The 26632-nt window shown below is 57.6% G+C and carries 19 protein-coding genes; 3 read left to right on the top strand and 16 right to left on the bottom strand.

Annotated features, from left to right (window positions below; translation table 11 throughout):
* Positions 1–8: 8 nt before the first annotated feature.
* The 10 genes from IM738_RS16255 to IM738_RS16300 are packed head-to-tail and all read right to left on the bottom strand — an operon-like array spanning position 9 to position 9945.
* Positions 9–1574: an ATP-binding cassette domain-containing protein gene (locus tag IM738_RS16255; protein WP_236962052.1), complete on the bottom strand. Its 1566-nt coding sequence runs from the start codon at positions 1572–1574 to the stop codon at positions 9–11.
* Entirely contained in the window at positions 1571–2545 is a 975-nt protein-coding gene (locus IM738_RS16260; RefSeq protein WP_236962054.1) for a branched-chain amino acid ABC transporter permease, read from the bottom strand. The genes IM738_RS16255 and IM738_RS16260 overlap by 4 nt, the downstream gene beginning before the upstream one ends.
* Complete coding sequence (locus IM738_RS16265; RefSeq protein WP_236962056.1) at positions 2545–3420, bottom strand: branched-chain amino acid ABC transporter permease; 876 nt, start codon at positions 3418–3420, stop codon at positions 2545–2547. Before IM738_RS16265 ends, IM738_RS16260 begins: the two co-directional genes overlap by 1 nt.
* 28 nt (positions 3421–3448) lie before the next feature.
* Positions 3449–4648, bottom strand: a complete 1200-nt coding sequence (locus IM738_RS16270; protein WP_236962058.1) for an amino acid ABC transporter substrate-binding protein — start codon at positions 4646–4648, stop codon at positions 3449–3451.
* Between the two features lie 48 nt (positions 4649–4696).
* Positions 4697–6049, bottom strand: a complete 1353-nt coding sequence (locus tag IM738_RS16275) for an outer membrane beta-barrel protein (RefSeq protein ID WP_236962060.1) — start codon at positions 6047–6049, stop codon at positions 4697–4699.
* Positions 6050–6077: 28 nt separating this feature from the next.
* Entirely contained in the window at positions 6078–7016 is a 939-nt protein-coding gene (locus tag IM738_RS16280; RefSeq protein WP_236962062.1) for a 3-keto-5-aminohexanoate cleavage protein, read from the bottom strand.
* 12 nt (positions 7017–7028) lie between these two features.
* A complete protein-coding gene (locus tag IM738_RS16285; RefSeq protein WP_236962063.1) occupies positions 7029–7943 on the bottom strand; it encodes a 3-hydroxyacyl-CoA dehydrogenase family protein in 915 nt (304 codons plus the stop codon).
* A gap of 4 nt (positions 7944–7947) precedes the next feature.
* A complete protein-coding gene (locus tag IM738_RS16290) occupies positions 7948–8751 on the bottom strand; it encodes an SDR family NAD(P)-dependent oxidoreductase (protein ID WP_236962065.1) in 804 nt (267 codons plus the stop codon).
* The gene (locus IM738_RS16295; protein ID WP_236962066.1) at positions 8748–9095 is read right to left on the bottom strand and encodes a cupin domain-containing protein; all 348 of its coding nucleotides are present in this window, start codon (positions 9093–9095) and stop codon (positions 8748–8750) included. The genes IM738_RS16290 and IM738_RS16295 overlap by 4 nt, the downstream gene beginning before the upstream one ends.
* Positions 9096–9105: 10 nt before the next feature.
* The gene (locus IM738_RS16300) at positions 9106–9945 is read right to left on the bottom strand and encodes a cyclase family protein (protein WP_236962067.1); all 840 of its coding nucleotides are present in this window, start codon (positions 9943–9945) and stop codon (positions 9106–9108) included.
* A 280-nt stretch (positions 9946–10225) separates the two neighbouring features.
* Between IM738_RS16300 and IM738_RS16305 the strand changes: the two genes are divergently transcribed.
* The 3 genes from IM738_RS16305 (at position 10226) to IM738_RS16315 (ending at position 18324) form a co-directional block, all read left to right on the top strand.
* Complete coding sequence (locus IM738_RS16305) at positions 10226–11128, top strand: IclR family transcriptional regulator (protein WP_236962070.1); 903 nt, start codon at positions 10226–10228, stop codon at positions 11126–11128.
* Between the two features lie 452 nt (positions 11129–11580).
* Positions 11581–11883 (top strand): hypothetical protein, encoded by a 303-nt coding sequence (locus tag IM738_RS16310; RefSeq protein WP_236962071.1) that lies wholly within the window; start codon positions 11581–11583, stop codon positions 11881–11883.
* 168 nt (positions 11884–12051) lie between these two features.
* The gene (locus tag IM738_RS16315) at positions 12052–18324 is read left to right on the top strand and encodes a DUF4011 domain-containing protein (protein WP_236962072.1); all 6273 of its coding nucleotides are present in this window, start codon (positions 12052–12054) and stop codon (positions 18322–18324) included.
* A 50-nt stretch (positions 18325–18374) separates the two neighbouring features.
* Here IM738_RS16315 and IM738_RS16320 read toward each other — a convergent pair whose 3' ends face one another.
* The 6 genes from IM738_RS16320 to IM738_RS16345 all read right to left on the bottom strand — a co-directional run bounded on the left by IM738_RS16320 (position 18375) and on the right by IM738_RS16345 (position 26626).
* A complete protein-coding gene (locus tag IM738_RS16320) occupies positions 18375–21461 on the bottom strand; it encodes a type I restriction endonuclease subunit R (RefSeq protein WP_236962073.1) in 3087 nt (1028 codons plus the stop codon).
* A gap of 11 nt (positions 21462–21472) precedes the next feature.
* Positions 21473–21880: a hypothetical protein gene (locus IM738_RS16325; protein WP_236962074.1), complete on the bottom strand. Its 408-nt coding sequence runs from the start codon at positions 21878–21880 to the stop codon at positions 21473–21475.
* 43 nt (positions 21881–21923) lie between these two features.
* Positions 21924–22487: a DUF2939 domain-containing protein gene (locus IM738_RS16330; protein WP_236962075.1), complete on the bottom strand. Its 564-nt coding sequence runs from the start codon at positions 22485–22487 to the stop codon at positions 21924–21926.
* 31 nt (positions 22488–22518) lie between these two features.
* Positions 22519–23508, bottom strand: a complete 990-nt coding sequence (locus IM738_RS16335) for a tetratricopeptide repeat protein (RefSeq protein WP_236962076.1) — start codon at positions 23506–23508, stop codon at positions 22519–22521.
* Positions 23505–24698 (bottom strand): restriction endonuclease subunit S, encoded by a 1194-nt coding sequence (locus IM738_RS16340; RefSeq protein WP_236962077.1) that lies wholly within the window; start codon positions 24696–24698, stop codon positions 23505–23507. The genes IM738_RS16335 and IM738_RS16340 overlap by 4 nt, the downstream gene beginning before the upstream one ends.
* Positions 24699–24808: 110 nt before the next feature.
* On the bottom strand, positions 24809–26626 hold the full coding sequence (locus IM738_RS16345; protein ID WP_236962078.1) for a type I restriction-modification system subunit M: 1818 nt from the start codon (positions 26624–26626) through the stop codon (positions 24809–24811).
* Positions 26627–26632: the final 6 nt, after the last annotated feature.

Raw genomic sequence — 26632 nt, forward strand, 5'->3', positions numbered from 1 at the left:
TCTCCTTGTTAATCTGCTGTACCAATGTAGAGATGCCTCAGGCGCGGGTCTTCCCGAATCGCCTTGGCTGTCCCAGAAAGTGCGAAGTGCCCATGCTCCATCACATGAACATCGTCTGCGAGCTCCAACGCTCGCTCGACATCTTGCTCAACAATCAGCATGGTCAATCCCGCTTGGCGAAGCTCAAAGAGAGCTTCATAAAGTCGGTCCATCATGATGGGAGCCAACCCGAGGCTGATTTCATCAAACAGGACCATGCGAGGGCGTGACATCAGAGCGCGACCAATGGCCAACATCTGTTGCTGCCCGCCCGACATGGACGTTCCCCCGTTCAGGCGCATCTTCTTCAGGTCAGGAAAGAGCGTGTAAACACGTTCCAAGCGCTCTGCCCGGTCGTGTGCAGCGACACTGCGTGCGGGGAGCAACAAGTTTTCTTCAACAGTCAGCGGAGCGAAGATGCGCCGCCCCTCCATGCATTGAGCCAATCCCAGGCGAGCAAATTTGTGAGACGGGGCACCAGTGACATCAACGCCATCAACCAAAATCTGCCCCTCCGTGGGACGTATGGTTCCGCTGATGACGTGAGACAACGTGGTTTTGCCAGCACCGTTGGTTCCGAGAATCGCGACCACCTGACCAGGACGAACCTGAAGGTCAATACCGTTCAAGACTCGCGCCTGTCCATATCCCGCATGCACGCCACGTAACTCAAGAATTGGCTGTGTTGCCGCACCCGCTTCCATGCCGGTTGCTCCAACGAGCCCCGAAACAGCGCCCGCATGCGATGGCTTAGATGCGCCTAGACCTCCCGAATCCTTGCTTATGGGCTGCGCCGGCTTTTTGTCACTATGAGCAGTCCCCAAGTACACAGCGGCAACCTCGTCACTGGCCATTACCTCCGACGTCGCACCCTCTGCAAATTTCTTGCCAAAGTTGATGACAAGAAGTCGCTCGCAGCACTCGCGAACCACACGCAGGACGTGCTCAATGATGATGATTCCATCAACATCATGTCGCAGCGACTTAATCAACTCAATGAGCTCGCTCACCTCAGAGTCGACCAGGCCAGCCCCAACTTCATCAAGCAGTAGAAGCTTGGGCTCGAGTGCCAAGGCGCGTGCGACCTCAAGCCGCTTGCGACGCAGCAAAGGCATGTCCCGCCCGTTGAGGTCGGCCACATCGGCAAGGCCACATCTTTCCAGGATTGCGTTGCAAGCCTGGTGAGCCTTGGCACCCGCTTCGAATGGGTGCAATGAAAAACGGGCAGCCAGAAGGTTCTCGCGGACGGTCATGTCGAGGAACGGTCGTGGTATCTGGTATGTGCGGCCGATGCCTAGCCGAGCCCGGTGGGAGGCAGATAGCTCCGTCACATCCTCGCCATTGAAAACGATGCGACCTTGGCTCGGCGTCAGCGCGCCGCCCAGCAAACCAATCAGGGTCGACTTTCCCGCTCCATTGGGACCAATGATTCCCATGACTTGACCTCGGCCAAGCTCGAGCGATACGTTGTCTGTCGCAACAACGCCTCCGTACTTTTTGACCAAGCCTTCAGCAACGATAAGGGGGCCGTTCATTGTGTGCCTCCGAGTGCACGTTGACGTCGTTGGAACAACCCAACGAGTCCCTTGGGTGCAAAGCGAATCACGACAATCAGAATGAGACCCGTGATGGCCAGATGCAAGGCAGGGTAATCAGCCAAAAGTTCCGAGAGCAACACAACAAACAGAGCGCCCACTATGGGGCCCGCTCGCAGTCCCTGACCTCCGATGATGACGATGGAGAGTACGTTGACTGTCCACTGGATACCGAACATGCCGTAGGGCTCAACAGCCCCCACCTTGAGGCCCTGAAGCGCGCCTGCCATACCCATCAGGAAGCTGGCTACCAGGAAGGCGATGAGCTTGATTCGAAATGGACGAACCCCGATTTGCGCTGCAGCATCTTCGTCATCACGCACAGCCCTGAGCAGTATCGAGAAGCGGGAGCTGGTGGCAGCTGTCATCGCCAGGGATGTCACTGCAAAAATGGCCAGCGCAATCCAGAACAAGTCGAGCAATCCTGGTGGGTCAACACTCAGGAACAAACCAGAGGCTCCACCAAACCCGCTGTAGTTCACCATGAACATGCGCAGCGCCTCTGCAAGTGCCAGCGTTCCCACCGTGAAGTAGAGCCCGCGAAGACGGAAAACCGCTCGCGACACGGTCAACGCAAGCAATGCCGCTGCCATGCCGGCGGCGGGTATCGCGAGATAGAAAGGGACACCGACTTTGTTCATCAAGCCAGTGAGTGCGTAGGCACCGATGCCGACGAACGATGCAGTCCCCAAGGAAACCAGCCCGCCATAGCCTGCGAGCAGGTTCCATGCTTCGGCCAAGGTGATGAGCAAGAGCAGCCTGAAGCCAATTTCCAGCGCATAGTCCGACATCGCCGGAGCGCTGACCGCAAGTGCGACCAGGCATGCTGGCAAAAATAGGTACGCAGAAAGACGAGACATTTTTGCCAGTTCAAACGATGAAGGTGTTGGTTCGTGATTTGAGACGAGCATCACCGACCTCCCGACATTGAAATACCCTGCGGCCGAAGAGCCAATGCCAGCAGGAACAACACGAGACCGACCAGGTCGCGATAGCCGTCTCCAAAAACCACCGCTCCCAGGCTTTGCAGCAGCCCCATGGCAATACCTGCAATCAATGTCCCGAAAATGTTGCCGACACCGCCCAAGACCACCACTGCGAAGCTGATGAGCAGGTAGGTAGCGCCGGTGCTAGGCGTGAATGAGAAGGCTGTTCCGATGAGTACGCCACCCATCGCCGCACAGGCAGCACCAAGAGCAAAAGTCAACGCGTGCACCCGCTTGACATCCACACCCATCACGGACGCAGCCGTTGCATCGGCTGAACTCGCCCGGAGTTCACGACCGAAGGCTGTTCTCGTGACGAGCAGGTGAACGCACCCCACCAGAACTACCGAGACAACGAATCCAATCACATAGATTTCTGAAACCGTGATGGGACCGATGCTCAAAGGTCGGGCGGCATATGGGGCTTCGATAGCTCTTGTGTCTGCCGAAAAAGCAAGAAGGAGCACGTTCTGCAAGATGATGGAAACCCCGAACATGGTCATCATTGGGGCCTCCATGCCCTTGCCCGCCAACGGTGCTATCAACAGCCGCTGGAAGGGCAAGGCAATGGCAGCCATGATGGCTCCCACCAGCAGCAAGCCGATGATGGGGTCGATGCCGGCATAGCTCAACAGAAAATAGCTCAGGTACGCACCGCACACCAGGAGCTCGCCATGCGCCAGGTTGACCAGCCGCATGACACCCAGAGAAATTGAGAGTCCAAGGGCAATCAAGGCCAGGATTCCCCCGAGGAGGAAGCCCGAAGCCAGGCTGCTGACAACTACATCGAAATTTGGCATGTCCGCTCCGCTGGTGGCAACAGTCGACTTACTTCGATTCAGGGAGAGGGAACAACAACTTGCCGTTCGCGCGGTCTTTCGGCCACACAACAACTGCCTTGCCGTTTTGCCACTGCATCACTGTCACAGGAATGGCCGAGGTGTTGAAAGAATCGAATTTCACCGGACCAATGACGTAGCTTTTGTTGGTCTTGGCGATGGCTGCGTTGATTTTTTCGCGGTCGGTTGTACCTGCTGCAGCAATGGCATCCAAGAGAACCTGAGCAGCTGCGTGAGAGTCAGCAATGTGCTGGCTTTGGGTCTGCTTGGTTTCAGACTCGAAGCGCTTTGCCAAGTCAGCTGCACCCGGATAGGGGAAGCTGGGGTCCCAGTAGCCACCGACAAGGACTCCATTTGCGAGTTTGCCGGTGGCCTGCGCGAAGAACTCAGGCTCTGCTCCCTTTTCCATCACCAGAATTTTGGGCGTGTACCCAGCAGAGGCCATCTGCTTTCTCATGGCAATTGCTTGAGGCGGAATGGCATCCACGAGCACAACGTCTGCTCCGTTCGACTTCGCTTCAGCAACCATGGAGGTGAACTGTTGGGAGTCCGTGGGGAACGATGTGTTCTGAACGACCGTATACCCTCCGGCCTTGGCCGTCTCCGGCCAAATCTTCCCCCCAACCAGCGTACCGTCCGGCCCGTTGTCAGCCAGGACGACAACCTTCTTGTTGGTCTGCAGATTGAGGTCCGACATCATGCGAAAGGGTGCAGTTGCCAGCTCGGTTTCGTCAAAGAACATCACCCAGGCGTATTGCCACTTACGCACCGATTTGAACGCTTGCAAAGGGTCGCAGCCTGCCACCAGCGGCACCTTGCGGCGCTCAGCAACCAACGCACCAGCGTTGACCAGCGCCGGGGTGCACGAGCCCAACATGGCCACAGCCTTGTCTCGGGAAATCAAGGTTTCCGTGTTGCTGGCGGTGACGTTGGGGTCCGTCTTGTCGTCACGGACAACAAGCTTGACCGTGACTTTCTTGCCATCGACCGTGATACCACCTGCTTTGTTCAGGTCGTTGACCGCCGTCTCGTATCCCCACTTTTGATAGAGCCCGAAACCAGCCAGGGGGCCGGACAGAGGAATGGACGCGCCGATAACAATTTCGTCCGCAGCCATTGCCGATACTGCAGCACCTACCAACATGCTGATAGAGAGTGCCTTCAATGTGTTCTTGTAGATGGGGTTCATGTTTGTCTCCTGCCGTAGTTGATGTGTGAACGGATGGGTGGTTACTCTTCAGAAATAAACGAGCATGTCAGCCGACAGAGTGGTTTGCTTTTTCGCAGTACCACCGCCAAAGGCCTTCACAGGGCTACCGGACTGCCAGTCGTGTCGGAGTTCTGAGCGCAAGACGACGCTCTTGTTGAGGTCGTAGCGCAGTCCCAGGGTCACGGCGTTGAACGTGCTGGGTGCTGCCGTCACCGGGAAAAGAGCGACACCCTTGCTGTCTTTGAAGGTTTCAAAGCGCACGCCGTATTGCAGAACTGGACTGGCCTTGTACTGAATCTGAGCGTTCAAACCGGAGTAGGAGCCGCCTGAGAACCCTGGGCCAGTCAAGACGTCGACGGTGTCCATCTTTCCGTCGCCAGCCTGCTTCCCGTAGAGGACTTCACCTTTGACCTGCCAGGCATCCGCAGGATTCAGCACCAGTGCCAATGAGTGGTGGTCGCGCATCTGGCCTCGGGGGGAGATGAGCCGAGCAATGGGCATCTGAGGTGCTGCACCAGGCGAGTTTTGTTCATTGCCATGCATGAAGCTGTAGTCGACCCAGGTTTGCATGTCACCACTTCGCCACCGCAATGCGCCAAGCAGGCTCTTGTCGCTGTTGTTGTCTTTCCAGTTCTGGCGGCCGTTGACCACACCGAGTTCGCCCGCTAGAAATCCGCTTTCATTGCGCAAGAGGTTTGCAGAGACCAGTGCGCCTGCAACCTGGTCTGGCTGGGAAACCATGGCGTAGGTCTTTGAGTAGAAGAAGTTTGGGCCAGGCCGCCATTCCGGCGGGATGTCTCGACCGACACCGGTACCAAACCGACCGACCATCAGGGTCATTCCCTGAGCGACAGGAAAGTAGAACTCGCCATACAACTGTGGCATGGCCAGGTAGTTCTGATGATTGCTTCCCGGAATGACACCAGCGTCAGTCTCGTTCACGCTCCATTTGGAGTCCAAGCCCAGCATCTGAGCCGGCAGACCGTTTCGTCCATAGAGAAGTTCACCGTGGAATCCCCACGAGAACTCCCATGGCACGGGTCCTGGCAAGGGCGTAATCCGAGGAAGAATGTTCGAGCGCATCGGCTTGTCAAACGCAAGTTGGATAGCGTTCAACTGCAAACCCTCGTCACTCGGGCCGACCACCGGAAAGTTGGTGTGCCCTTTCTTGGCTTGCTCAGACGTTGTGTTGTTGTTGCGGGAATATCCGACTTGAGCAAATCCGTGCACCTTGATGCCTGTTGCTTGCTCAATTGACTCGAAAGGTGAGAAACCTCCCTTGTCGTCTGCACCGCCATCTGCGTTTTGTGCCGATGCGGTCTGGACGAAAGCAGCTGAGAGCGCTGCGACGCATGCGGCCGGAATGAACTTCTTTTTCATCTATGTCTCCTGGTCAGTTGTCGTTAGGTCAGAACGCGACGTTGTCGCCACCTTTGAGAGCCAGCATCTCTCGCGCTTCCGCTGGTGTGGCGATTTCGTATCCAAGGTCTTCAAGGATTCGGCGAATCTTGGTGACCTGTGCTGCATTGCTTTCGGCCATCTGGCCGCGGCCAAGGTAGATGCTGTCTTCCAGACCGACTCGCACGTTGGCGCCTTGAATGGCCGCATAGGTGAGGAGTGACATTTGGTGGCGGCCTGCACCCAATACTGACCACTCGTAGTCATCGCCAAAGAGCCGGTTGGCGGTCTCTCGCATGAACGTGACGTTCTGCGGGTCAGGGCCAATGCCGCCCAAGATGCCAAAGATGGTCTGGACAAAGAACGGCGGCTTCACCAAGCCTGCATCGACGAAGTGCGCTAGGTTGTAGAGGTGCCCGACGTCGTAGCACTCGAACTCAAAGCGCGTTCCGCAGCCATCACCCAAGTCTTTCAGGATGTGACGGATATCCCTGAAAGTGTTCCGAAAGATGATGTCTTCGGTTCCTTCGACGTATGCCTGCTCCCAGTCGTACTTCCAGTCCTTAATCTTGTTGGCGACAGGGTGGATTGAGAAGTTCATCGAACCCATGTTCAGAGAGGCCATCTCTGGCTTGAACCGCAACGGCGGCGCCAGGCGCTCCGCAAGAGTCATCTTGGTGGAGCCACCACTGGTGATGTTGATGACCGCATCTGTTGCCGCCTTGATGGGGCTCAGGATTTCAGCAAAGATGTCCGGGTCAGCGCTGGGCCGGCCATCTTTCGGGTCTCGTGCATGCAGATGAAGAATGGACGCGCCAGCGTTAGCAGCGTCAATGGCCTGCGATGCAATGTCTGCAGGCGTGAGCGGCAGGTATGGTGACATCGAGGGTGTGTGAATGGCACCCGTTACCGCACAAGTGATGATGACTTTTTTGGATTTCTTGGCCACGAGTTTTCTCCTTCAACGGCCTTCGGCCGCGTTCATTGCTTTGAGGTGGTTGAGCACACGCAGTCGAAGGTCCGCCTGCTCCCCTGCTGTCCATTTGCGGAATCCCTCACCTGTCTTCATGCCCATGCGACCATCGGCAATCAACTGCTTGAGGTAGGGCGAAGGACCCGGTGTGTGTTCGATGGCCGGCAACACGGTTTGATGAATCGCCAACGTGAGGTCGAGACCCACCAGGTCAGCGTTCTCCAGCGGGCCAATCACTGGCAAACGCCGACCAAAGCTGGCCTTGACGACCGTGTCGACTGTTTCGGCGTCGCAGATACCGTTTTCCACCAGTGAAATCGCCTCGCGCCACAAGGCATGCTGCAGACGGTTTCCGATGAAGCCAGCGACATCTTTCTCAACCATCGCGGGTGTCTTCCCTACGGCTTTGAGAAGGTCAAACATCTGCTGTGCATATGCTTGGTTCGTGTCGGCGGTCTTGACCACCTCAACCAAGGGCACCAGATAGGGAGGGTTCCACCAATGGGTGCCCATTGCCCGGTCACCCGTCTCAAGGCCCCGCATGATGTCGGTGATGGGCATCACCGATGTGTTGCTTGCCAAGAGCGCCGTTCTCGGCGCCATCAGTTCAAGCCGCTGGAACACCTTTCGTTTGAACTCGAGGTCTTCCGGGCCTGCTTCAAAGACAACGCTCGCACCCGTGACGCACTCACCAAAGTCCTCGACGGGAAATACTCGTTCGACTGCAGTAACGTCTTGGCCGAGGTCGCTGAGGTTCTGAGCAATTCGGCCGCGCAAGGTCGCAAGGCTGCTTGCGTTTACGTCATGGACCATGACGAGGTGGCCCGCGTTTGCAAAGACCTGGGCGATTCCATGCCCCATCAGGCCTGCGCCGATGATGGCGACTTGTCCGTTGTTTTTCATGCGTTCAACCTGCGGTGTATCCACCGTCTGCGTAGACGGTGTGCCCGGTGTGGAAGGCTGAAGCGCGAGAGCAAAGGAACAGCAGCGGACCAGCCAAATCTTCCGGTTCACCCAGCCTGCCCAGCGGAACACGTGCGAGGAAACCATCTCTGACTGTCTTTGCTTTTTCCGTATCCTCAAACATCCAGGCAGTCAAAGGCGAGCGGAATACCGTCGGCGCGATGGCGTTGACCGTGATGCCGTACTTGCCCCATTCGCAGCCCAGTGCACGCGTCAGTCCATCGGTCGCAGCCTTGGAGGCGCAATAGGCGGTGTACCCAGCCGGATGCCCCAACTTTCCGCGAGCGGATGAGACCAAGACGACTTTGCCTCCCGTGTTGCGCGGGATGACTTCTTTTCCAAAGGCCTTGCAGAGCAACCAGGTGCTGGTGACGTTGCCATCCATCACGCTCTCAAAGCGCTCGAGTTCCATCTCGGTGATGGGGCATGGGTCGTTCAAACCCGAACCCACCACAAGGATGTCGAGCTGGTTCCAAGCCTCTACTGCGGCGGCGATGATGCTTTCGCAGTCAGCTTCTGTATTCGGACGCTTTGCGATTGTCCGCACCTCTGCGCCCAATGCGCGGCAAGCTTCTGCGGTCTCTTCAAGCGCGGCCTTGTTGCCCGCTGCCAGCACCAGCTTTGCGCCCGCACCCGCCAGCACCTTGGCGGCAAGTGACCCGAATGCGCCAGATGCACCGGTCACGACAGCGACCTTGCCCCGCACGTCGAAAAGTGACTGCGGATTTTTGAGCCAGTTTTCGCTCATTTCGAACTCTCCGGGTAGGGCATCACGACCAGCATCGAGGCCACGTGGTTGCCTGTGTTTTTCACTTCACGCTCTTCTCCACCCGGGATGCAGCAGCTGTCCATCGGGCCAAGGACGATTTCCTGTCCTGCTGCTCGGACAGTGAGCTCGCCGGACAGAAGGACGTAGACCTTTTCAAGAGGAGACGAATCAGGACCCGCTCCGCCACCTGGTAGAAAGTGCGACAGCCCTGTCCAGAATTTCTCGGGACCGTCTGCCTCAAATCCCTGCAGGCGCAGGGACACCATCTCGTAGTGGTTCGGAGCCACGTAGGGCTTTGCGTCGGCGAAGCGGGTTACCTTCATCTCAAGCCCCTTATTTGCCCGACTCGATGCGGTACTGACCGGACGGGTCGACGATGGCAACCAAGCGAACGATGCAACCGTCGCCTTTGGTCCAGCGCCACGGGAAGGCAGCAAACGTCACACGCATGCCAGTGACCTTGTCGATTTCGCCACCGACGTTTTCGATGCCGCAGATACCTTCTTTGAGGATGGCCTGGTGGCAGGGCTCCCAATACGGGAAGTCATCAATGACCTTGCGACCGGTTTCGCGCTCGTACTCACGGTTCACATCGGGCAGGAGACCGTTGGGCCAACCTGGGCCATGGGGGCCGATGGCGGTACCCAGGGGATGGTCCAGCGCCTGGGTATCGGTGCCAATCATCTTCACCTTCTTCTTGGCGAACCACTCGCCGGCGTCCTTGTAGAAGCCCGGGGAGTAGGCGTAGTACTGGCGGTTGTCGCCATAGGTTTTGTGCCAACCGGTGTTGACGATGACGATGTCGCCCTCGCGGATTTGAGGTGAGGCGTTCTCAAGGTCCTCAGCCGTGATGACTTCCCACTTCCCCTTTGGGATGGACACCACAACACCTGTACCGAAGAAGTGAGGCAGCGGCACCTCATCCATGAAGGCCGTTCCTTCGACCACGTGAGCTGGGGCGTCGATGTGCGTGCCCGAATGCATCACGGTCGTGATTTTTTGAGTCAGCACGCCCGACCTGGCCATGCTGTGAAGACGCTCAATCTTCACGTCTTCGAAGTAGGGCCAGCAGGGCTGCCCCAGACCCCACGGATGGCTCAAGTCGTAGAACTGAAGCCCCATCTTGTTGCTGAGGTTCTCTTCGTAATCGGTGCCCCGGACGTTAATCGTCATTGCCTGCTCCTTAAAGGTTTGAAGAACCTGCTCCACCCGACTTTTTGCTGCGAATCGAGTCGATACAGGGTTTTTACTTAACCGCCTGGCGGTACAGTTGCATCGCATTGTGGTTAAAGTTGAGTGCGAACACATTGGTGTTTTCCCTACGAACCGCCCGTCTTGCCGTGGAGGCTGGGGGCGCGAAGGTGTGGTCTACGTAGTGCTCTGTAGTCCCCATACGAGAGGTTGAAACGATGAAAAAAACGCTTGCCCTAAACTGCGGACTTCCGAGAAGAAGATGAAAAACTCACGCGATGAAGTGAGGGCTCGTCTCTCTTCGCTGTCGTTGCTGGGCGCAAGAAAAGGCTCAGGTCAATCACGCCTTTCAACAAACACCGTGAACCCCTCTCACGCGAGACAGATGGCCACTGAAGAATTGAGTGAATCGCCGACACAGGAGCGCCAGGGCATTCAGGTCATCGCGCGCATGGCTTCGCTACTGCGAGCTCTAGAACACCGACCTGATGGGCTCTCATTGGGCGAGCTGGCGAAGGCCGTAGACCTTCCTCGTTCCACGGTTCAGCGCATCGTTGACGCGCTTGACAACGAAGGCTTTGTGTTGGCTGCCACGTCCTACAGCGGAGTTCGTCTTGGTCCCGCGCTTCTGTCCCTTGCTGCGTCGACGCGATTCCACATCGCAGAGGTGGCAAGGAAAACGCTGGAAGAGCTGGCAAAAGAGTGCGGGGAGACCGTGGACCTCTCTCTGGTTGACCAAGACAAGGTTGTGTTCATAGACCAAGTCGCTGGCACGCATCGACTGACCGCTGTCTCTGCGGTGGGTTTGTCCTTCGCTCTACATTCATCGGCCAATGGGAAGGCTGTTCTGGCCTCGATGGAAGACAGCGAAATTGACCGCCTGAAGCGTCGCATCAAGCTCCTGCCCGCGACGCCGAACACCATCACCTCCTGGGAGATGCTGGAGCGAGAAATTGAAGCCATACGGAAGGCTGGAGTTGCCTACGACCGAGAAGAGAACTCCATCGGCATTTCGGCTGTGTCTGCAGCCATTCGGAGCCCTTCAGGGGAGCTGGCCGCCATCTCAATTCCTGTGCCGACGCAGCGCTTTGTCGACAGTGAAGCAAGCCTTACCCAGTCACTCTTGAAGCACGCGAGGAAGCTTCAGCAGTCACTTGGGAAATAACACGTAGAGCGGGGTCTAGGATGTTCTTGACTTCTGGTGTCGAGCCCACGGTCACATCTCGCACCTGCTTCATGCCGACATCGAACATGTCCAGTCCGGGCGCGACACTCTCAGTTCAGGCCCTGGACTAGAAGCACCTCATCCCACAAGGGTGTGGCTGAAAGCCACGGGTTGACGGTCCTCCAGCAAGCGATACGCCCCTCGCAAGTCTTTGGTGTCGGGGTTGCGCCATGCATCCAGGCTTTCTGGCCGCAGGGGTTTGACGCATGGACCGTGCCCCACTGCCAGCACCACGGGAAGGTGCTCGCCCGTGATGAGCGCGAACGACAGGAGGTCCGCCTGACCCGGAGTCCGCTCATGCGGTTGCTCATGACGGGTTTCGGTGGCATATCAGGGCCTTCTGCCACCGGCGAGAGCAGTTCCTGGACTTCGTTGTGGCTCGAATCCTGGAAGTGAAGTCAACCGTGCTGGAAGCCGTGGACGCATCTGAGGATGAGGCGTGGCATCGGATAGTCACTTTGAAACTTGGGCCATGCACTGACCTTTCGCCAGCCGCCAAGAAGGTGATTGAGCTGGACTACGGCATGACGGACGGAAGCGTGGAGCTCGAATGCAGGCAGGCTTTGCTCTTCTACACGCTCAAGCGCCTGGGCTTGCTGGATGACCAGGCGGCTTCACCGGAGGTCTTGCAGATTGCGCTGTTGAACCGGGAAGAAATATCGCCCCTGTTACCCAAGACCAACCGTACCAGCTGACAAGGTAGTGGCTCCAAGCCGTAAGGCGCATACGAACCTGGTAAAGAGATTCACTCATGTCTTAGAGTCCTGAGCAGCTACCATGCATGTAACAATTTTTGAATTCGGCAGAGCTTTTGGATGCCCTCCAAACAGTTCCGTTAGACAACCAAAAAGGCAGGGGTGTGCATGTCCGACGAGAGTCTCTACAAAGAGGATGACGCCAGTAAGCTGGCGGGTGAACTATTCAGCGGCAAGCTCGCAGTAGGCGACGCGCTTGCCAAGCTGAGGACACGGCTGCTGGACTTGTCAATGCGGAATCGGCTGCTGAACTACAAGCACCCCAAGGGCCGCTCGCTCCAGGTTGTTGATAGTCCAGACTTGAACCTTCTTTTTGAAAGGCTCGAAGAAGGCAAGTCGGTTGCGCTGCTGTACGTTCCAGACCCGCCGATGAGGCGGTACGAGGGTGGCAAGAAGCCGGAAGCTCGAATCTATGCTCGCGAACTGGACATTGGAACAACCGTTGATATTGCGCCCTCAACTGAGGCAACCACTTACAGGCGCCTGCCTGGTCTTCAAGTACTTCAGTACCCGGCTGACTTGGAAAAAGGTGTTCGAAAAATCTCGTCAGAGGCGCGCACAGTCATCGAAGAGACTGGCACGAACATGTTGTATCTCATGTTCGGCTTCCTGGAGTACTTCGACAGCGAAGACTCTGAAAAGGCAGTACACGCCCCGCTGCTCTCAATGCCAGTCAACCTAGTTCGAGGAAAGCTAGACGATGAATCACGAACCTACCTGTATGAGCTCAGCCACTCCGGTGAAGATATTGCTGAAAACTTCACTCTACGGGAAAAGTTCCGGCAGCAGTTCCGTCTCGAATTGCCAGAGCTAGGTGAAGAAGACACCCCGGAAGACTATTTCTCAAAGATTCAAGCAGCGGTATCAAAGCGGCGAAACTGGACGGTCAGGCGCAGGCTCTCACTTGGATTCCTGTCTTTCGGGAAGCTGGCTATCTGGGCGGACCTGGACCCAGCAAAGTCACAGGGCCTTCTATCAAGTGAATTGCTGCGCAACATTTTTGAGGGTGGGCGCGTAGAGGCCAGTGGTGCGTTTCACGCCGAGGACTACGACATCGACGGCCACGACGACGGAGAGCTACCGCTCATCTACGACGCAGACTCGTCCCAGCACAGCGCTCTCATCGACGTCAAGAGCGGAAAAAGCCTGGTCATCAACGGACCACCGGGAACCGGCAAGTCTCAAACCATCACAAACATCATTGCTTCCGCGATTGCTGGCGGTAAGAAAGTGCTGTTCGTCTCAGAAAAGTTGGCTGCTCTGGAGGTCGTAAAGCAACGGCTGGAGAAAGCGAAACTTGGGGATTTTTGCCTAGAGCTCCACAGTCACAAGACACAGAAGAAGCAGCTCCTGGAAAGCGTCGAGCAACGCATGACCAGGCGGTACCTCAAGCCAAGCGGCTATGAGTCACATGTTTCCGTTCTCCGTGAGAAGAGAAAAGCTCTCAACTCGTACTCCGCGTTACTGGGAAGCACGACTGGGAACAGCCTTGACCTTTCAGTTCACACAGTGTTCTGGGTTACGGAGCGGAAGCGCCAGCACATTGAAGACGAGCTAGACGCCGTGGCTGGCATCTCAATCCAGGGAGCAGATGGTTGGGATGCAAGCCAACTGGACAAGTGCCGTATGGTCTTGAGCGACGCAGCAAATGCACTTGATGAGCTTCACTGTCCGCCCCAAGAGAGCCCTTGGCTTGGCTTTCAGCCAGGACTTCTCATCAAGGGAGATGAGCTTCCGATTCTGCGCACCGTTGAACAGGCACTGGTGCACGCCGGTAAAGCTGAAAGTGCCACATGTGATTTGGGCCCAATATTTGACGGCTCTTCGTGGACCATCAGACAACTCAATGACGCACTGAATGCTGTCGAGACCCTCTCCTCAGTCCCTTCGAATTTGGAAGGAGAGCTGCTTGAGTCGATGTTCGTTGACGGGGCTAGCTCCGCGGAAAGGGTGAGGGGTGAGTTGCTGCGGCTTTCGTCTTTGCTGGAGGGTATTCGAGGACTGAGAAGGCGCTCAGTTGAGCGCCTTACTCACCAACAACCAACCGACATGCACCAATTCAAGTGCGCTGTTCAAGAAGGTTGGCCAGTCCTTACCGAGGAAGCCTTGAGCCGGCCGCCATCAGAAGTACTTTCTTCAGGAATGCGACTCAAGGAACTCCTGGAAAGACTGACAAAGCTCGCGAGCGGCAGAGAGCTTCATCAGCCTAGAGATGTCGAAAACGTTCTTCGTCGGCTTGCTTCAGTAGCAGGCAATGTCGAATGCTCTCAGTGGATGCTCACTCCCGGACCCGAACTGATTGCGATTGGAACAGCTGCTTCGCGCACTGTCAGAGATGTCCACACGTCGCTTGACCAAGTCGCCTCCGTGTTGAAAGCGAGCGGTGTCCCCTTCGCAGGGCGCACAGAGGAATTGCAGTCCCTCCTCGACGGCAGAGGCATGCCAGAGCTGCTTCCCGAAGCAGTCCTCGATGACGCCTTGCTTGAAGAGTTGAGACGACTGAACTCGGGTGGCTGGGGAGACTGGACAGCAGAGCAATTCGCAGCGACCGCAAGGGAGACCTCTGAGGTAGTTGCCGGGGCCAGCCAGGCTGCCGATGAGCTAAAAACATTCTTCTCTCGACTAGGGATACCAATTGAAGTCTCAAAGTCTTGGCTCGATTCGATAGAGGTACTGCTCTCTGTCATGGAGTCAGCACCCAGAGAATTGCTGCCTCTTCGAGGCCCAGGCCTTGAGCGTACTGACTTCGCAGACATCGCGATTCGAGCTGAGGACTCATACAAAAGCATTGCCTACAAAGCCTCCAAAGTAACTTCTGCTTTCCACTTGGATACCCTGCCGGAAGAGGAGTCTCTTCGCATCTATGTCCAGACGTTTAGACGGGGAGACAGTCTATTCAACGTTTTTCGCTCGGATTGGCGCAGAGCAAAAAATGCATTCAAGGGCACGACAAAACACAAGAAAAACGCTTCCTCAGAGGTGATGAGCGAGCACTTCTCCGCCGTGCTTTCCTGGAAGGCTTCACAACGAGAGTTCTGTGCGAATGAGCAGTTCAAGTCTGTCATGGGTCCCCTGTTCAACGGCATGGAGACTGACTTCACGAAGGCCAGACGCATCCATGAGTGGATTCGAACAGGAACATCTTCCCTGCTGACAACAGAGGCTGGTCAGCACATCAACCTGGTCTCCATTCCAGAACAGCACATCCTGCTCATTGCTGGAAGTAGTGCAAAGGTCAAAGGGTGGGTGTCAAAGCTCCACCGTCTCTCTCAGTTGGTGCATTCGCTTCCGGGAATAGACCCTGCACTAGCACGGGTTCGAAGAATTGACGAGCTTTTCACTCCGCTAGACCAGTACGGAAATAACCTGTCAGCAGGAGCAGCGCTTCTCAAGGGTGTGGTGCGTCCAACAGGCTCTGTTAAGCGAGCGCAAGAGCTGGTTGAACTCCGGCGCCGTATCAGTGAGCACAGCGACCTTCTTCGAGCCTTGATTCAAGCACCCAATCAACTGGCACAAGCCGGCGCGACACTTGGTTTGTCGTCGTCTCCGCTTTCGTACCAAAACCTGCGAGAGGCTGTCACCCACCTCCAAACAACGACGGATGCCGCAAGAGCACTGGGAGAGTGTGTATCGCTTGCATGTGGGGAGAGCGAGTCGCCACAGTCGACGCTGAACATTCTTCAGGTTCTAGTGGACTTCAATACGAGTGCGAGCACGGTGCTTTCCTCCAACGAGGTTCCCATGCTCGGCTCATTACATGACTGGATTGATACCCGAAGTCGACAACTGGCCGCACTATGCGGCCTAGTTGAACCACTGATACCGGCAGCCAAGTCTGGAGTGTCTACAAAGGATGCTGTCGAGGCCATTCAATCCGGGATTGAGGCCACGAGGGTTGAGGCCTCTGTCGCTAGCGACCAGAGCTTGGTGAGGTTGCTTGGTGGCTATCTGCGCGGCGAGGCTACGGACGAATCGCAGCTCCTTGTCTGCCTGACTTGGGGAAGTGATGTCTTCGCTGTGTCTCAGCACCTCCCTGATGGTGTTGCGAACCGACTACTTCAAGCAGACTCCAAAAAAGCTGCGCCAACGGTCGCACGTTTGATTTCCGATGCCAACTCTGCCATCAAGTCTTACCACCAAACGATGAGCAACATCGAGAAGTGGGGTGAGCTTGACTGGACAAAGTGGGACGGCGCGCCGACACCTGCAGATGCAAAGAAGCGCCTTGAACGTGCGCTAGCAGCTGGTGAAGCGCTTGTTCCTTGGTCAAAGTATCTTGCTGCATGCAATGAGGCTGACCCTCTCGGTGTTGGCGAATTGATTCAGCAAGTAGCCAACGGCTCACTCAAGTCGAGCTCTCTTGTTCAGGCTTTCGACTACGTCTTCTTCAAGACGCTTTCGCGTGGAGTGCTCTCCAACCACCGAGAGCTAGCCAAATTTACTGGCTCTGGCCATGAGCGACTCAGAACTGAGTTCGCTAAGCTGGACAAAGAGCTGATTGCTCTCAATGGCGAGATGTACGCCTACAAAGTGGACTCTTCCAAACGGTTGCTCCAGGGAGTGAGCTCAGGTCGTGTTGGGGACCTGACTGAGATGGCGCTTTTGACCAAGGAAACGAAGAAGCAAAAGCGGCACATTCCCATCCGGCAACTTCTGCGACGTGCAGGCCGCTCGCTCCTGGAGCTCAAGCCATGTTTCATGATGGGACCGCTCTCAGTAGCACAGTACCTTGAGCAGGGGTATCTGCAATTCGACTTGGTGGTCATGGATGAAGCATCGCAGCTCCGGCCAGAGGACGCACTGGGCGCACTTGCCAGGGGCAAGCAGTTGGTCGTCGTGGGAGACCCCAAGCAGTTGCCTCCGACAAACTTTTTCGGTCGTCTTATGGAGGACGACAACGAAGACCCGGACGCAGAACCGGCAATTGTGGACGGAGTGGAGAGCATTCTCGGTATCTGCGAGCACCTCTATCGACCAGTACGCACGCTTCGCTGGCACTATCGGTCACAACACGAGTCCTTGATAGCGTTCTCTAACTCTCAGTTCTACGATGGCCGCCTAGTGGTTTTTCCGTCCCCGTACAAACGCAACAGACGTCTTGGCGTGAACTATCGCTACGTTCGTGAAGGCATATACCAAGACCGTCGCAACATCCCTGAGGCTCAACGTGTCGTAGATGCCGTTTTCGAGCACATGCTGTCGTGCCCTGAAGAGTCTCTCGGCGTTGTGACACTCAATCAAACGCAACGCGAGCTCATAGAGGACCTTCTGGACAAGAAGCTGCGTAACTTTCCCGGAGCTGCGGAGTATCTTGACCGTCATGAGAAAGCCGGGTGGGGGTTCTTCGTCAAGAACTTGGAAAACGTGCAGGGCGATGAGCGGGACGTCATCTTCGTTTCCACGACGTTCGGAAAGCCGCCAGATGGTTCTGCCGTTAGGCAGAACTTCGGCCCCATCAATCGCCCAGATGGTTGGCGTCGTCTGAACGTGCTCTTTACCAGAGCAAGACGACGCATCGACCTTTTCACCTCGATGCTGCCGACGGATGTTGTGGTTGATGAGAAGGTGTCGCTCGGTAGAAAGGCCTTACGCGAGTACCTCGAATTCGCTCAAACAGGCTTGCTTCCCAGCGTTCGTGGTGTCGCAACTGGGCGTGAAGCGGACAGTGACTTTGAAATTGCCGTGGCCGATGCCTTGCGGAATCGTGGGTATGAAACAGAGTCACAGGTTGGGGTCGCCGGCTACTTTGTTGACCTAGGTGTACGGCATCCCGAGCGTCGCGGCGAGTTCCTTGCTGGAGTGGAGTGTGATGGTGTGACTTATCACAGTAGCCTGTCTGCACGCGACCGCGACCGCATTAGACAGGAAGTACTGGAGTCTCTTGGTTGGCGAGGTCGCATCATTCGGGTGTGGTCAACAGACTGGTTTACAGACCCCGTGGGGCAGACCGACCGACTCGTAGGATTCCTTGAACATCGGCTTGATGAAGATGCTGCACTGCCTGCGCCATTCAGTGACGAGGACCTCGAAGAGCTCACATCTGCTGACGAGCAACTTGCAGAGAACTTGGAAGTACCCCGCCTTTTCAATGACACAAGCTTGGCGGGCTCAGGCGCATCGAGCCCCACTGACCTGTTCGTAGAGCTTGGGGACCGCGTGACGTACGAGGTGGTCGCAGACCCCTTCGAACGTCACACAGTTCAGATTGTTGATAGTTCAAGCAATCTTCGACTTGGCCTTCTCAATGAGGCAACTCCGCTTGCACAAGCCCTGCTTGGGCTTTGCGTGGGTGATGAATCCGTACTCCGTGTTGACAAACTCCCCGCTCGCACACTACGAATACTGAGCATTGAAAAACAATCGGTCGATGAAGGAGTGTGAGTCTTGGCTGCCTGAAAGGACTCAGTCGAAATAGTACGAGTCAGACATGGTCATTGCGCTCTTTGCGCAAACGCCTGGTACACCATCTTGGCCAGCATCCCCTGCATCGCCGCAAACACGCGGTCGTCCTTGAGCAGCTGGTTGGCGATGTTGTTGTGAGCCTCCTGACCTTCAATGATGATGTCCGTAAAGACGTCCTTGAAGTCGCCCATGGCGAACTGCTGTTCGGTGTTGCTAGCCGCCTGGGCCGCGAGCGCCTCGTTCTCCATCAGCTTGCCCTTGATGGTGGTGACGTAGCCCACCAGGTCGCCCTCGGTCAGGGTCCCCGAGAACAGGTCGTTCATGCGGCTGACCACCTCACCCAGACGGACCTTCTCCTCGTCGACCGCCTTGCCGGTACCGGCTTCCGAAGCCGGTTTGAGCTTGACCACCTCTCCGGTGGCCAGGTCGAGCTGCTGCTCCCCGAGCTTCTGCAGCCGGTAGTGAGTCAGTCGCACGTCTGCATCCAGCTCGATGAGGCTTGCCCCTCCTTCCTTGCTCTCAATGCGGGGCATGAAGTTCTTGCCGAAGGTGTACAGCTTCTCCAGGTCAGGGTCGTTGTACGGGATGATTTGGCTGAGGAAGTCGTACATCCGCAGAAAGGTGCCCAGGTCCTTGCGGAACTGGTCTGCCTTCTCTTCGTCGTCTTCCTCCAGCGCATCGAAGCGGTCTTTGGCAGGCTTGAGAAACCCATGGAGGGTGGCCTGCTTGCGCTTGGGGTCAAAGAACGCGTCTGCCAGCCCTTCGACCTCGGCTCGGGTGTAGACACCGACCTGGTCCAGCTTGGTCTGCAGCTCGTGGACGATGTTGGGGTCAGTGACTTCTTCGAGCTGCGCACCGCGGTAGTAGGGCTGGAACGACGCAAGGATTTCGGCCGGGTCGTTGACAAAGTCCAGGACGAACGTGTCTTCCTTGCCCGGGTAGGTGCGGTTAAGGCGGGAGAGCGTCTGCACCGCCAGCACCCCCGACAGGCGCTTGTCCACGTACATGGAGTGCAGCAGCGGCTGGTCGAAGCCGGTCTGGTACTTGTTGGCCACCAGCAGCAACCGGTACAGGTCGTCCTTGAATGCATCGGAGGGCTCCAGGCCCTTGATGTCGGGGTTCATGCTGGACTCGGTGTGCTCCTCACCCTTGAAGTCGGGGTCCTCGACCTTTCCGGAAAACGCCACCAGTGCTCGCATCTCTTTGTCGTAGCCCTGGGCCTTGAGGTACTTGTCCATCGCCAGCTTGTAGCGCACGGCCGCCAGGCGGCTGTCGGTGACCACCATGGCCTTGGCCTTCCCACCCAGCTTCTTGGCCACGTGCTCGTGGAAGTGCTCCACGATGACCGCCACGCGCTGAGAGAGGTTGTGTTCATGGAGGATGGCGAAGCGCGCCAGCGCTTTCCGAGCCTGGTTCTTGGGCACCAGCTTTTCGTCGGACTCGGTGCGCAGCTTGTAGTAGGTCTTGTAGCTGGTGTAGTTGCGCAGGACGTCCAAGATGAACCCCTCGGCGATGGCCTGGCGCATCGAGTACACGTGGAAGGGTTCGGGCAGACCAGATGGCCCCGGGCGACCGAACAGCTCCATGGTCTTGGCCTTGGGCGTGGCTGTGAAGGCGAAGTACGAGACGTTCTTGGGCCGCACCCGCGAGTTCATTACCTCGTTGATGATGTCCTCGGAGGTCACGTCCTCCGGGTCGATTTCGACGTCCACCGAAACCTCGACGTTTTCGCCATCGAGTTCAACCGACACCGTCTTCGGGGACGCCTCGGTGGTCAGGGCGCGGCGCAGCTTCTGGGCAGCGGTGCCGGACTGCCCGGAGTGGGCCTCATCCACGATGAGGGCAAATCGCCGGTCTTTCATCCCCTGCACCTTGGACAGCACAAAGGGGAACTTCTGGATGGTCGTGATGACGATGGGGGTGCCGCTGTTGAGTGCCTTGGCCAGCTGGTCCGAGTTCTCGTCAATCTTCTGGACGACCCCGGCCTTGTGGTCGAACTGGCTGATGGTCTCCTGCAGCTGACGGTCCAACACGCGACGGTCGGTCACCACGATGACCGAATCGAAGACCTTCTGGTCCTTCTCGTCGTGCAGGTTGGCCAGGCGGTGGGCCGTCCATGCGATGGAGTTGGACTTGCCCGAGCCGGCAGAGTGTTGGATGAGGTAGCTGTGCCCGGCCCCTTCCTCCGCAGCCGCCTTCACCAGGCGCAGCACTGCGTCGAGCTGGTGATAGCGCGGGAAGATGAGGGTTTCCTTGACGACCTTCCGGCCTGTTCTCGGGTCTTCCTCTTCTTTGACCTCCAGGTGCAGGAAGTTGGTCAGGATGTCAATCCAGTAGTGGCGACTCCAGACGTTCTCCCACAGGTAGTAGGTGGAGTACCCCTGCGCCGGCGGGTTGCCCGCGTCGGCGCCACCCATGCCGTCAGGATTGCCCAGGTTGAACGGCAGGAAGAAGGTCTTGTCCCCCTCCAGCTTGGTGGCCATGAAGACTTCGTCGGATGACACCGCGAAGTGCACCAGCGCCCGGGTCTTGAACTGCAGCAGCGCCTCCGGCTCATTCGCCTTTGGGTCGCGCGGCAGGCGGTCCTTCTTGTACTGGGTGATGGCGTGCTGAATGCTCTGCGTCAGGTCTGTCTTGAGCTCGGCCGTGGCCACCGGAAGGCCGTTCACAAACAGCACCAAGTCGATGCTCTTTTCGTTGTGCAGGCTGTAGTGCAGTTGCCTGATGCACGTCAGCCGGTTCTTCTCGTAGCTGTCCCACAGTGCCTGGTTCTTGTGGTGGGCGGGGCGTGCCTGGCACAGAAAGAACTTGGCGTCACGGTCCTTGAATCCATGGCGCAGCAGGTGTAGGGTGCCGTGGCGGTCGAGCTGCTCAGCCACCCGCTTGGCAAACATGGACTCCGACTGACCGTTGTGCCAACGCTTGAACTTCGCCCACTCCTGCGGCTGGGTGTCTTGCACGAAGCCCAACAGGTCCTCAACGAACAGCGCCTGCTCACGGTTGTAGGAGGTGGCGTTCTTGAGATGAGTGCGGACCGACCAGCCGTTGCTCTCAAGGTGGGCGCAGATGTCGTTCTCGAACTGGTGCTCGGTGTGTACGTTGTAGATGGTTGGCATGGTCGATTTTGTCAGTCGAGAAAGCGCGCGAGAAGTCTTGAAAAGAAGCTGGCGTCCCGTTCGCCGGTCCTCGACAGGGAGTCTTGAGTCACTGCCTTCCAGATGGCAAGGCCAACGCCAAGCAGGAGAACGGCAATTCCAGCCAGTTCAGACGGACGGATGAAGCGCTTGGAGAAGATGGCCTCCAGCAGGTTTCGGTAGACCTGGCCCGTAACCCCGGTGGACATCTTTGCCTGGTTGTGCTCCAACCAAGCAGTGACCAGCGCGGGGACGAGAAAGTAAAAGAAGATGAAGCCCACGACACCGACAACAAGTGCCCCGCGAGGCCCAAAGCTGTTGGCGATAGCCGCGGTATCTCCGACCATCGAGCCGAACTCATTGCCTGAGCGGCGGCGGTATCTTCGTCCTCTGTAGCCCATCTAGCATCCTTTCAGACTTGTAGGCTTGGGTTTTATTCTGCGACTACTCAGAAGGGGGCGTAGGCATCCGCAGCTCAGTGAGCTTCCAGTCCGCGAAGCCACTCCGCTCGAACACCACCCCGAACTTCGCCGCCCCAGAGTCCTTCGCGTCCTGGGCATAGGCGATGACCTTGTTCATGCTGACTCGCTCAACATCCCACTTCGGCTCCTGCTTGGGTTCGCCAGGCTGTCTGGTCTCCGCCCTCCCGGGTTTCAGGCTGAGCTCGCCGTTGCTCATGGCCTTCATAACCAGCTCTGGCCGAACCATGGCGTCGATGAGGGGGTTGATGAGCGCAAGGGCCATCGCCGACCCCATCGCCTCGAACTGATTGCCTGTGCTGGCCCCGGTGCCAATCTTGTCAGCAACCATGGCGGCCATCTGCCCCTTGAGGCTCTCCCTCAGCTTGGGGTAGTCGACCTTCTCGTTGAAAGCATCCGCATTGCGGGCTTCGGCAGCTGCCCGCAGCGACTTCATGACCAAGTACGGCGAGTAGTGCCAATAGGCACCGATGCCGGCGGCAGCGACGGCGATTGCGGCTAGGGCCGCTTTATTTGATGCGAGGCTCATCTCACTCCCTGAATTGATTTTCGTGTTGAGTCTATCGAATCGTCTTTCGCAAGACGTCCAACCTTCGTTTGCAGCCCACCTTCGGGTTGAGGGAGAGTGCCAACTCGTAGGCGCCAATCGCGTCCCCGGTTCGATTCAGCCGCTCGAGCGCTTCACCTGCCAGCCGGTAGGCTCGTGCGGTCCAATCAGGATGCTTCCCTTCCACTTCGGCGAGCACGCCGTCAAGCACCTCAAGCGCCTTTGTTGCGGCATCGACGCCTGGGGTGGCTTCCAGGAGACGTTCGACCGCCATCGTCCTGGTGCCGTAGTCCCCCTTCGAAAGCTCGGCCGTCCTGAATTCGCCCGTATCGAGGAACGCGCCGGAAGCTGAGTAGGCAAACCAGCCCATGCCATCCGGATTGACCAGCAACCGGCTCAACTGCCCCGCGACGACTTCGAATCGGTATTGCTTTGTCCAGGGTGTGGCGGGCGAAATCGAGAACAGCAGCGACCCGTTCGACAGGTCAATGCACTCAAGCAGGTTGCTGTGCGGAGACTTTGGAGCGTTGCAGGTTTGGGCCACCGCGTAGCGCCCACACTGAGACACGTCGACGGTGTACAGGTTGGCTTGGTACTTCTTGCGGAAGCGTTCAACGCCCTCCCGCGAAAAGGCCACCAACTGACCCTCCAGATTCATTCCAAATCCCGTGTCGAGAATCAGAAAAGACCCGTCGTCGGCCACTGCGGCATGGGTGGGGCGGGCAATCTTGTCGAGCGTGAGCGCTACTCGTTTGGCTTGGAGGTCGATGAGCACGACCTGGCCGTTGCCCGAGTCTCTTCCACCACCCCTGCTCTTGCCATCCGAATCCCGGCACCCAACCATCCACCGCCCCCCGAGAGCCGAGTAGGGCACCCCGAAGAAGCCAAGCCGCGGAACACGGACCATTCCGTGCTCCAGGTCGATACGCTCTGGTGCGCCTCCGTGCTCGGCCGCCACTGCTGTGCCGCGGACTGCACCGAAGAGCTGCGAGAGGATGCTCATGCTTTCGCAGCCTCGAAACTGCCAACGTCCAACTGTCCGGCCACAGCGGCTGAAATCAAAGAGGTGCGGTACTCCCGAAGCTTCATCAGCTCCGCGGTAGCAAAGCCCTTCAACTCCTCTAGCCGCTTCTTTCGTTCTCGGGCGAAGGCCACAATTTCCCGTTGCTCCTCAAGGGGTGGCAGGGGCAGGGCCATCTTCGCGATATCGGGCATGTAGATGGTGGAGTGGGTAGAGCCAAACTTCAGTCGCTCAAACTCAGAGCGCATGCTCCTGAACACATACAAGAGGTAGTCTGGCAAGACTTTCGGTCCACAAATCCAGTTCACGAAGTCCTGTGTCGTTGCCATTGGAACGCCCATGATTGCTGAAAAACCGACAGATGCAGTTCGGGAAAGAATCACAGTCCCGCTCGGAAGTAGCCTCGCAGAAGAATTGGCTAGTCCCAGGTCGCTTATCAACTCCGAAGTTTCAGCAACCACCTCCTTGACACCGTCTCGAATCTGCCAAACATCAGACAATCCAAACCAGGGTATGTGACAGTTCTCCCAGTACTCGGGTACTTGTCGGCTAGGGGTGTGCCCAGACTCCACTTGGGCCACGAACTTGATGTAGGGGGCGGACCAGTGCTCTGGAATAGCCCCCATCCACTCCCTACGAGAATTTGTCAGACGGGTCGGCTTCAGTCCTTTGGTCACGGCTTGATGCAAAAGGTCAAAGCCTCCCGCGTCTAAGTGCTCCACCAGCCGCTCCTTCTCCGCAATCAACGCATCAATCCGTGCCGTTTTGTCGTCAAGGAAGTTGGCGATGCGTTCTTGCTCAGTAAGCGACGGCACTGGCAAATGCAGTGAGCCAAGAACGGAAGGGTTGATTGCTGGATAGCTGACCCCCTCAGAGTGAGCAACCACGTTTTCGATAAACGGTTCAGACAGTGCAGCCCAATATGCAAATCGCGGACGAAGTCTTCCGTTTGGTCGAAGTACCGCAAAACCCGTTGACGCGATAAGGCCAGGCTGCGCCTCAGGAAAATTCGCTACAGCCTTTAGGTATGTGCGAACGGTTGACAAGACGGTGTCTCCACTGCGAAGAACTCTTCGAGCTCGACTTGGGGCCGTCTCAAATGTCAGCAGCTTCGGCGTTAATGCTGCTGATGCGTCACCTCCTTCCAACGCTGCGATGTCGACGTAGGACAACTCAGTGTCTCCGGGAGTTGTCTCGGGGAGGGCCTCTGGGTTCAGGAGAGTCACGTGTTTAAGGGGCGCAGTGGGCCAACGGTCAGGCGCTCCGGTGAAGAAACTGCGGCTCAAACTACAACCCCCTTCATCAACTCCACAAAACGCTCCTCCATCCTCCGTATCTCCTCGGCGATGACCTCGGGCTTGCGCGGGGCCTTGTAGACGTAGAAGTACCGGTTGAAGTTGATTTCGTATCCGACCTTCCCGGGCAGGCCATCCTTGTCATCGACGATGGCGGTATTGACCCATGCATCGCGAATGTGAGGCAACACCTCGCGAGCCATGTACTCCTCGATGCTCTCCGACAGCGGGATGCTCTCCGTGTCGCGCAGGTCCTTGTCGTAGGGCTTCTCGCCCTTCTTGAACTTGCCCTCCTTGCCCGCAGCCAGGGGCCGGTCTACCGTCACCTTGCGGTAGCCGAAGTAGGTCGTGTCGAAGACCTTGGTGACAACGCGCGGGGGCTCAGGCTCCGTCAGCTTGGTCGGGTCGGCTGCCTTGACCGGTTCCTTGTATTCAAGAGCGAAGGTCGACTCCTTGGCGAACGACGAGTAGGCCTTGACCACTTCGCCAATCTGCTCGTCCGTCATGAGCACCCGCTTGCTGCCAAGGCTCTTCTTCATCTTGGCGTACATGCGCGTCGCGTCGATGAGCTGCACCTTGCCCTTGCGCCCCTTGGGCTTGTCGTTGTCCAGAATCCAGACGTAAGTGGCGATGCCGGTGTTGTAGAACAGGTCGTTGGGCAGCGCGATGATGGCGTCCAGGAGGTCGTTCTCCAGAATCCAGCGGCGGATTTCGGACTCACCTGAGCCGGCATCCCCGGTGAACAGAGGGGAACCGTTGAGCACGATGCCGATGCGACCACCGCCTTCTGCGGCTGGACGCATCTTCGAAATGAGATGCATCAGGAACAGCAGCGAGCCATCGGACACGCGCGGCAGGCCAGGGCCGAAGCGGCCAGCGTAGCCCCGGCGCTCGTGCTCGGCTTTGACCATTTCGAGCACCTTCTTCCAGTCCACCCCGAACGGGGGGTTCGCAGCCCCGTAGTCGAACGTCTCGTTGGGGAAGCCGTCGGCCGACAGGGTGTTGCCGCGGACGATGTTCTTCGGGTCCTGCCCCTTGATGAGCATGTCCGCCTTGCAGATGGCGTAGGACTCGTCGTTGAGTTCCTGCCCGAAGAGCACCAACTTGGCGGAGGGGTTGATGGCGCGTGCCACCGCCTCGCCGACAGACAGGATGCCGCCGGTGCCCGCAGTGGGGTCGTACATCGAGCGAATGACGCCAGGCTTGGACAGCGCCTCGTCGTCACCCGCGAACAGGCAATGCACGATGAGCTGGATGACCTCGCGGGGGGTGAAGTGTTCACCAGCCGTCTCGTTGGATGCTTCCGCGAACTTCCGGATGAGCTCTTCGAACACCTGGCCCATCACTTCGTTGGGCACAGTGTCGGGGTGCAGGTCCACCTGGGCGAACAGCTGCACCAGCTTGAACAGTAGGTCCTTGTCATCGAGCTCGCCGACGCGCTCAAGGAATTTAAAACGCTCGAACACATCGCGGGCGTCCGAAGAGAACTCCGAGACGTACTTCACCATGTTCAAGCGCACGAACTTGGGGTCGGCCAGCAGGCCGGGCAGGTCGAAGACGCTGGTGTTGTAGAAGGCCTCTTTGCTCTTGCGCTTGAGGAACACGTCCATGCTGACGCCCGAGTCCTTGCGCTTTTCGTACTCCGCGAGAACGGCCTGCTTGGTCGGCTCCAGAACGCATTCCAGGCGACGCAGGAGCGTGAAGGGGAGGATGACTTTGCCGTAGTCGGCTTGCTTGTAGTCGCCGCGAAGCAGGTCGGCGACGGACCAAATGAGGTTGGCGAGTTCGGAAAAGTTTTGGGCCATGGGTCC

Origin of the sequence: Hydrogenophaga sp. SL48 (genome assembly GCF_021729865.1) — a bacterium.
Taxonomy (GTDB): Bacteria; Pseudomonadota; Gammaproteobacteria; order Burkholderiales; family Burkholderiaceae_C; genus Hydrogenophaga.

What these genes read in the sequence shown, in the direction of transcription:
- IM738_RS16345 (WP_236962078.1), bottom strand. Translation starts at nt 26,626, where the DNA reads ATGGCCCAAAACTTTTCCGAACTCGCCAACCTCATTTGGTCCGTCGCC.
- IM738_RS16255 (WP_236962052.1), bottom strand. Translation starts at nt 1,574, where the DNA reads ATGAACGGCCCCCTTATCGTTGCTGAAGGCTTGGTCAAAAAGTACGGA.
- IM738_RS16320 (WP_236962073.1), bottom strand. Translation starts at nt 21,461, where the DNA reads ATGCCAACCATCTACAACGTACACACCGAGCACCAGTTCGAGAACGAC.
- IM738_RS16290 (WP_236962065.1), bottom strand. Translation starts at nt 8,751, where the DNA reads ATGAGCGAAAACTGGCTCAAAAATCCGCAGTCACTTTTCGACGTGCGG.
- IM738_RS16300 (WP_236962067.1), bottom strand. Translation starts at nt 9,945, where the DNA reads ATGACGATTAACGTCCGGGGCACCGATTACGAAGAGAACCTCAGCAAC.
- IM738_RS16295 (WP_236962066.1), bottom strand. Translation starts at nt 9,095, where the DNA reads ATGAAGGTAACCCGCTTCGCCGACGCAAAGCCCTACGTGGCTCCGAAC.
- IM738_RS16330 (WP_236962075.1), bottom strand. Translation starts at nt 22,487, where the DNA reads ATGAGCCTCGCATCAAATAAAGCGGCCCTAGCCGCAATCGCCGTCGCT.
- IM738_RS16315 (WP_236962072.1), top strand. Translation starts at nt 12,052, where the DNA reads ATGTCCGACGAGAGTCTCTACAAAGAGGATGACGCCAGTAAGCTGGCG.
- IM738_RS16335 (WP_236962076.1), bottom strand. Translation starts at nt 23,508, where the DNA reads ATGAGCATCCTCTCGCAGCTCTTCGGTGCAGTCCGCGGCACAGCAGTG.
- IM738_RS16325 (WP_236962074.1), bottom strand. Translation starts at nt 21,880, where the DNA reads ATGGGCTACAGAGGACGAAGATACCGCCGCCGCTCAGGCAATGAGTTC.
- IM738_RS16305 (WP_236962070.1), top strand. Translation starts at nt 10,226, where the DNA reads ATGAAAAACTCACGCGATGAAGTGAGGGCTCGTCTCTCTTCGCTGTCG.
- IM738_RS16275 (WP_236962060.1), bottom strand. Translation starts at nt 6,049, where the DNA reads ATGAAAAAGAAGTTCATTCCGGCCGCATGCGTCGCAGCGCTCTCAGCT.
- IM738_RS16260 (WP_236962054.1), bottom strand. Translation starts at nt 2,545, where the DNA reads ATGCTCGTCTCAAATCACGAACCAACACCTTCATCGTTTGAACTGGCA.
- IM738_RS16265 (WP_236962056.1), bottom strand. Translation starts at nt 3,420, where the DNA reads ATGCCAAATTTCGATGTAGTTGTCAGCAGCCTGGCTTCGGGCTTCCTC.
- IM738_RS16270 (WP_236962058.1), bottom strand. Translation starts at nt 4,648, where the DNA reads ATGAACCCCATCTACAAGAACACATTGAAGGCACTCTCTATCAGCATG.
- IM738_RS16285 (WP_236962063.1), bottom strand. Translation starts at nt 7,943, where the DNA reads ATGAAAAACAACGGACAAGTCGCCATCATCGGCGCAGGCCTGATGGGG.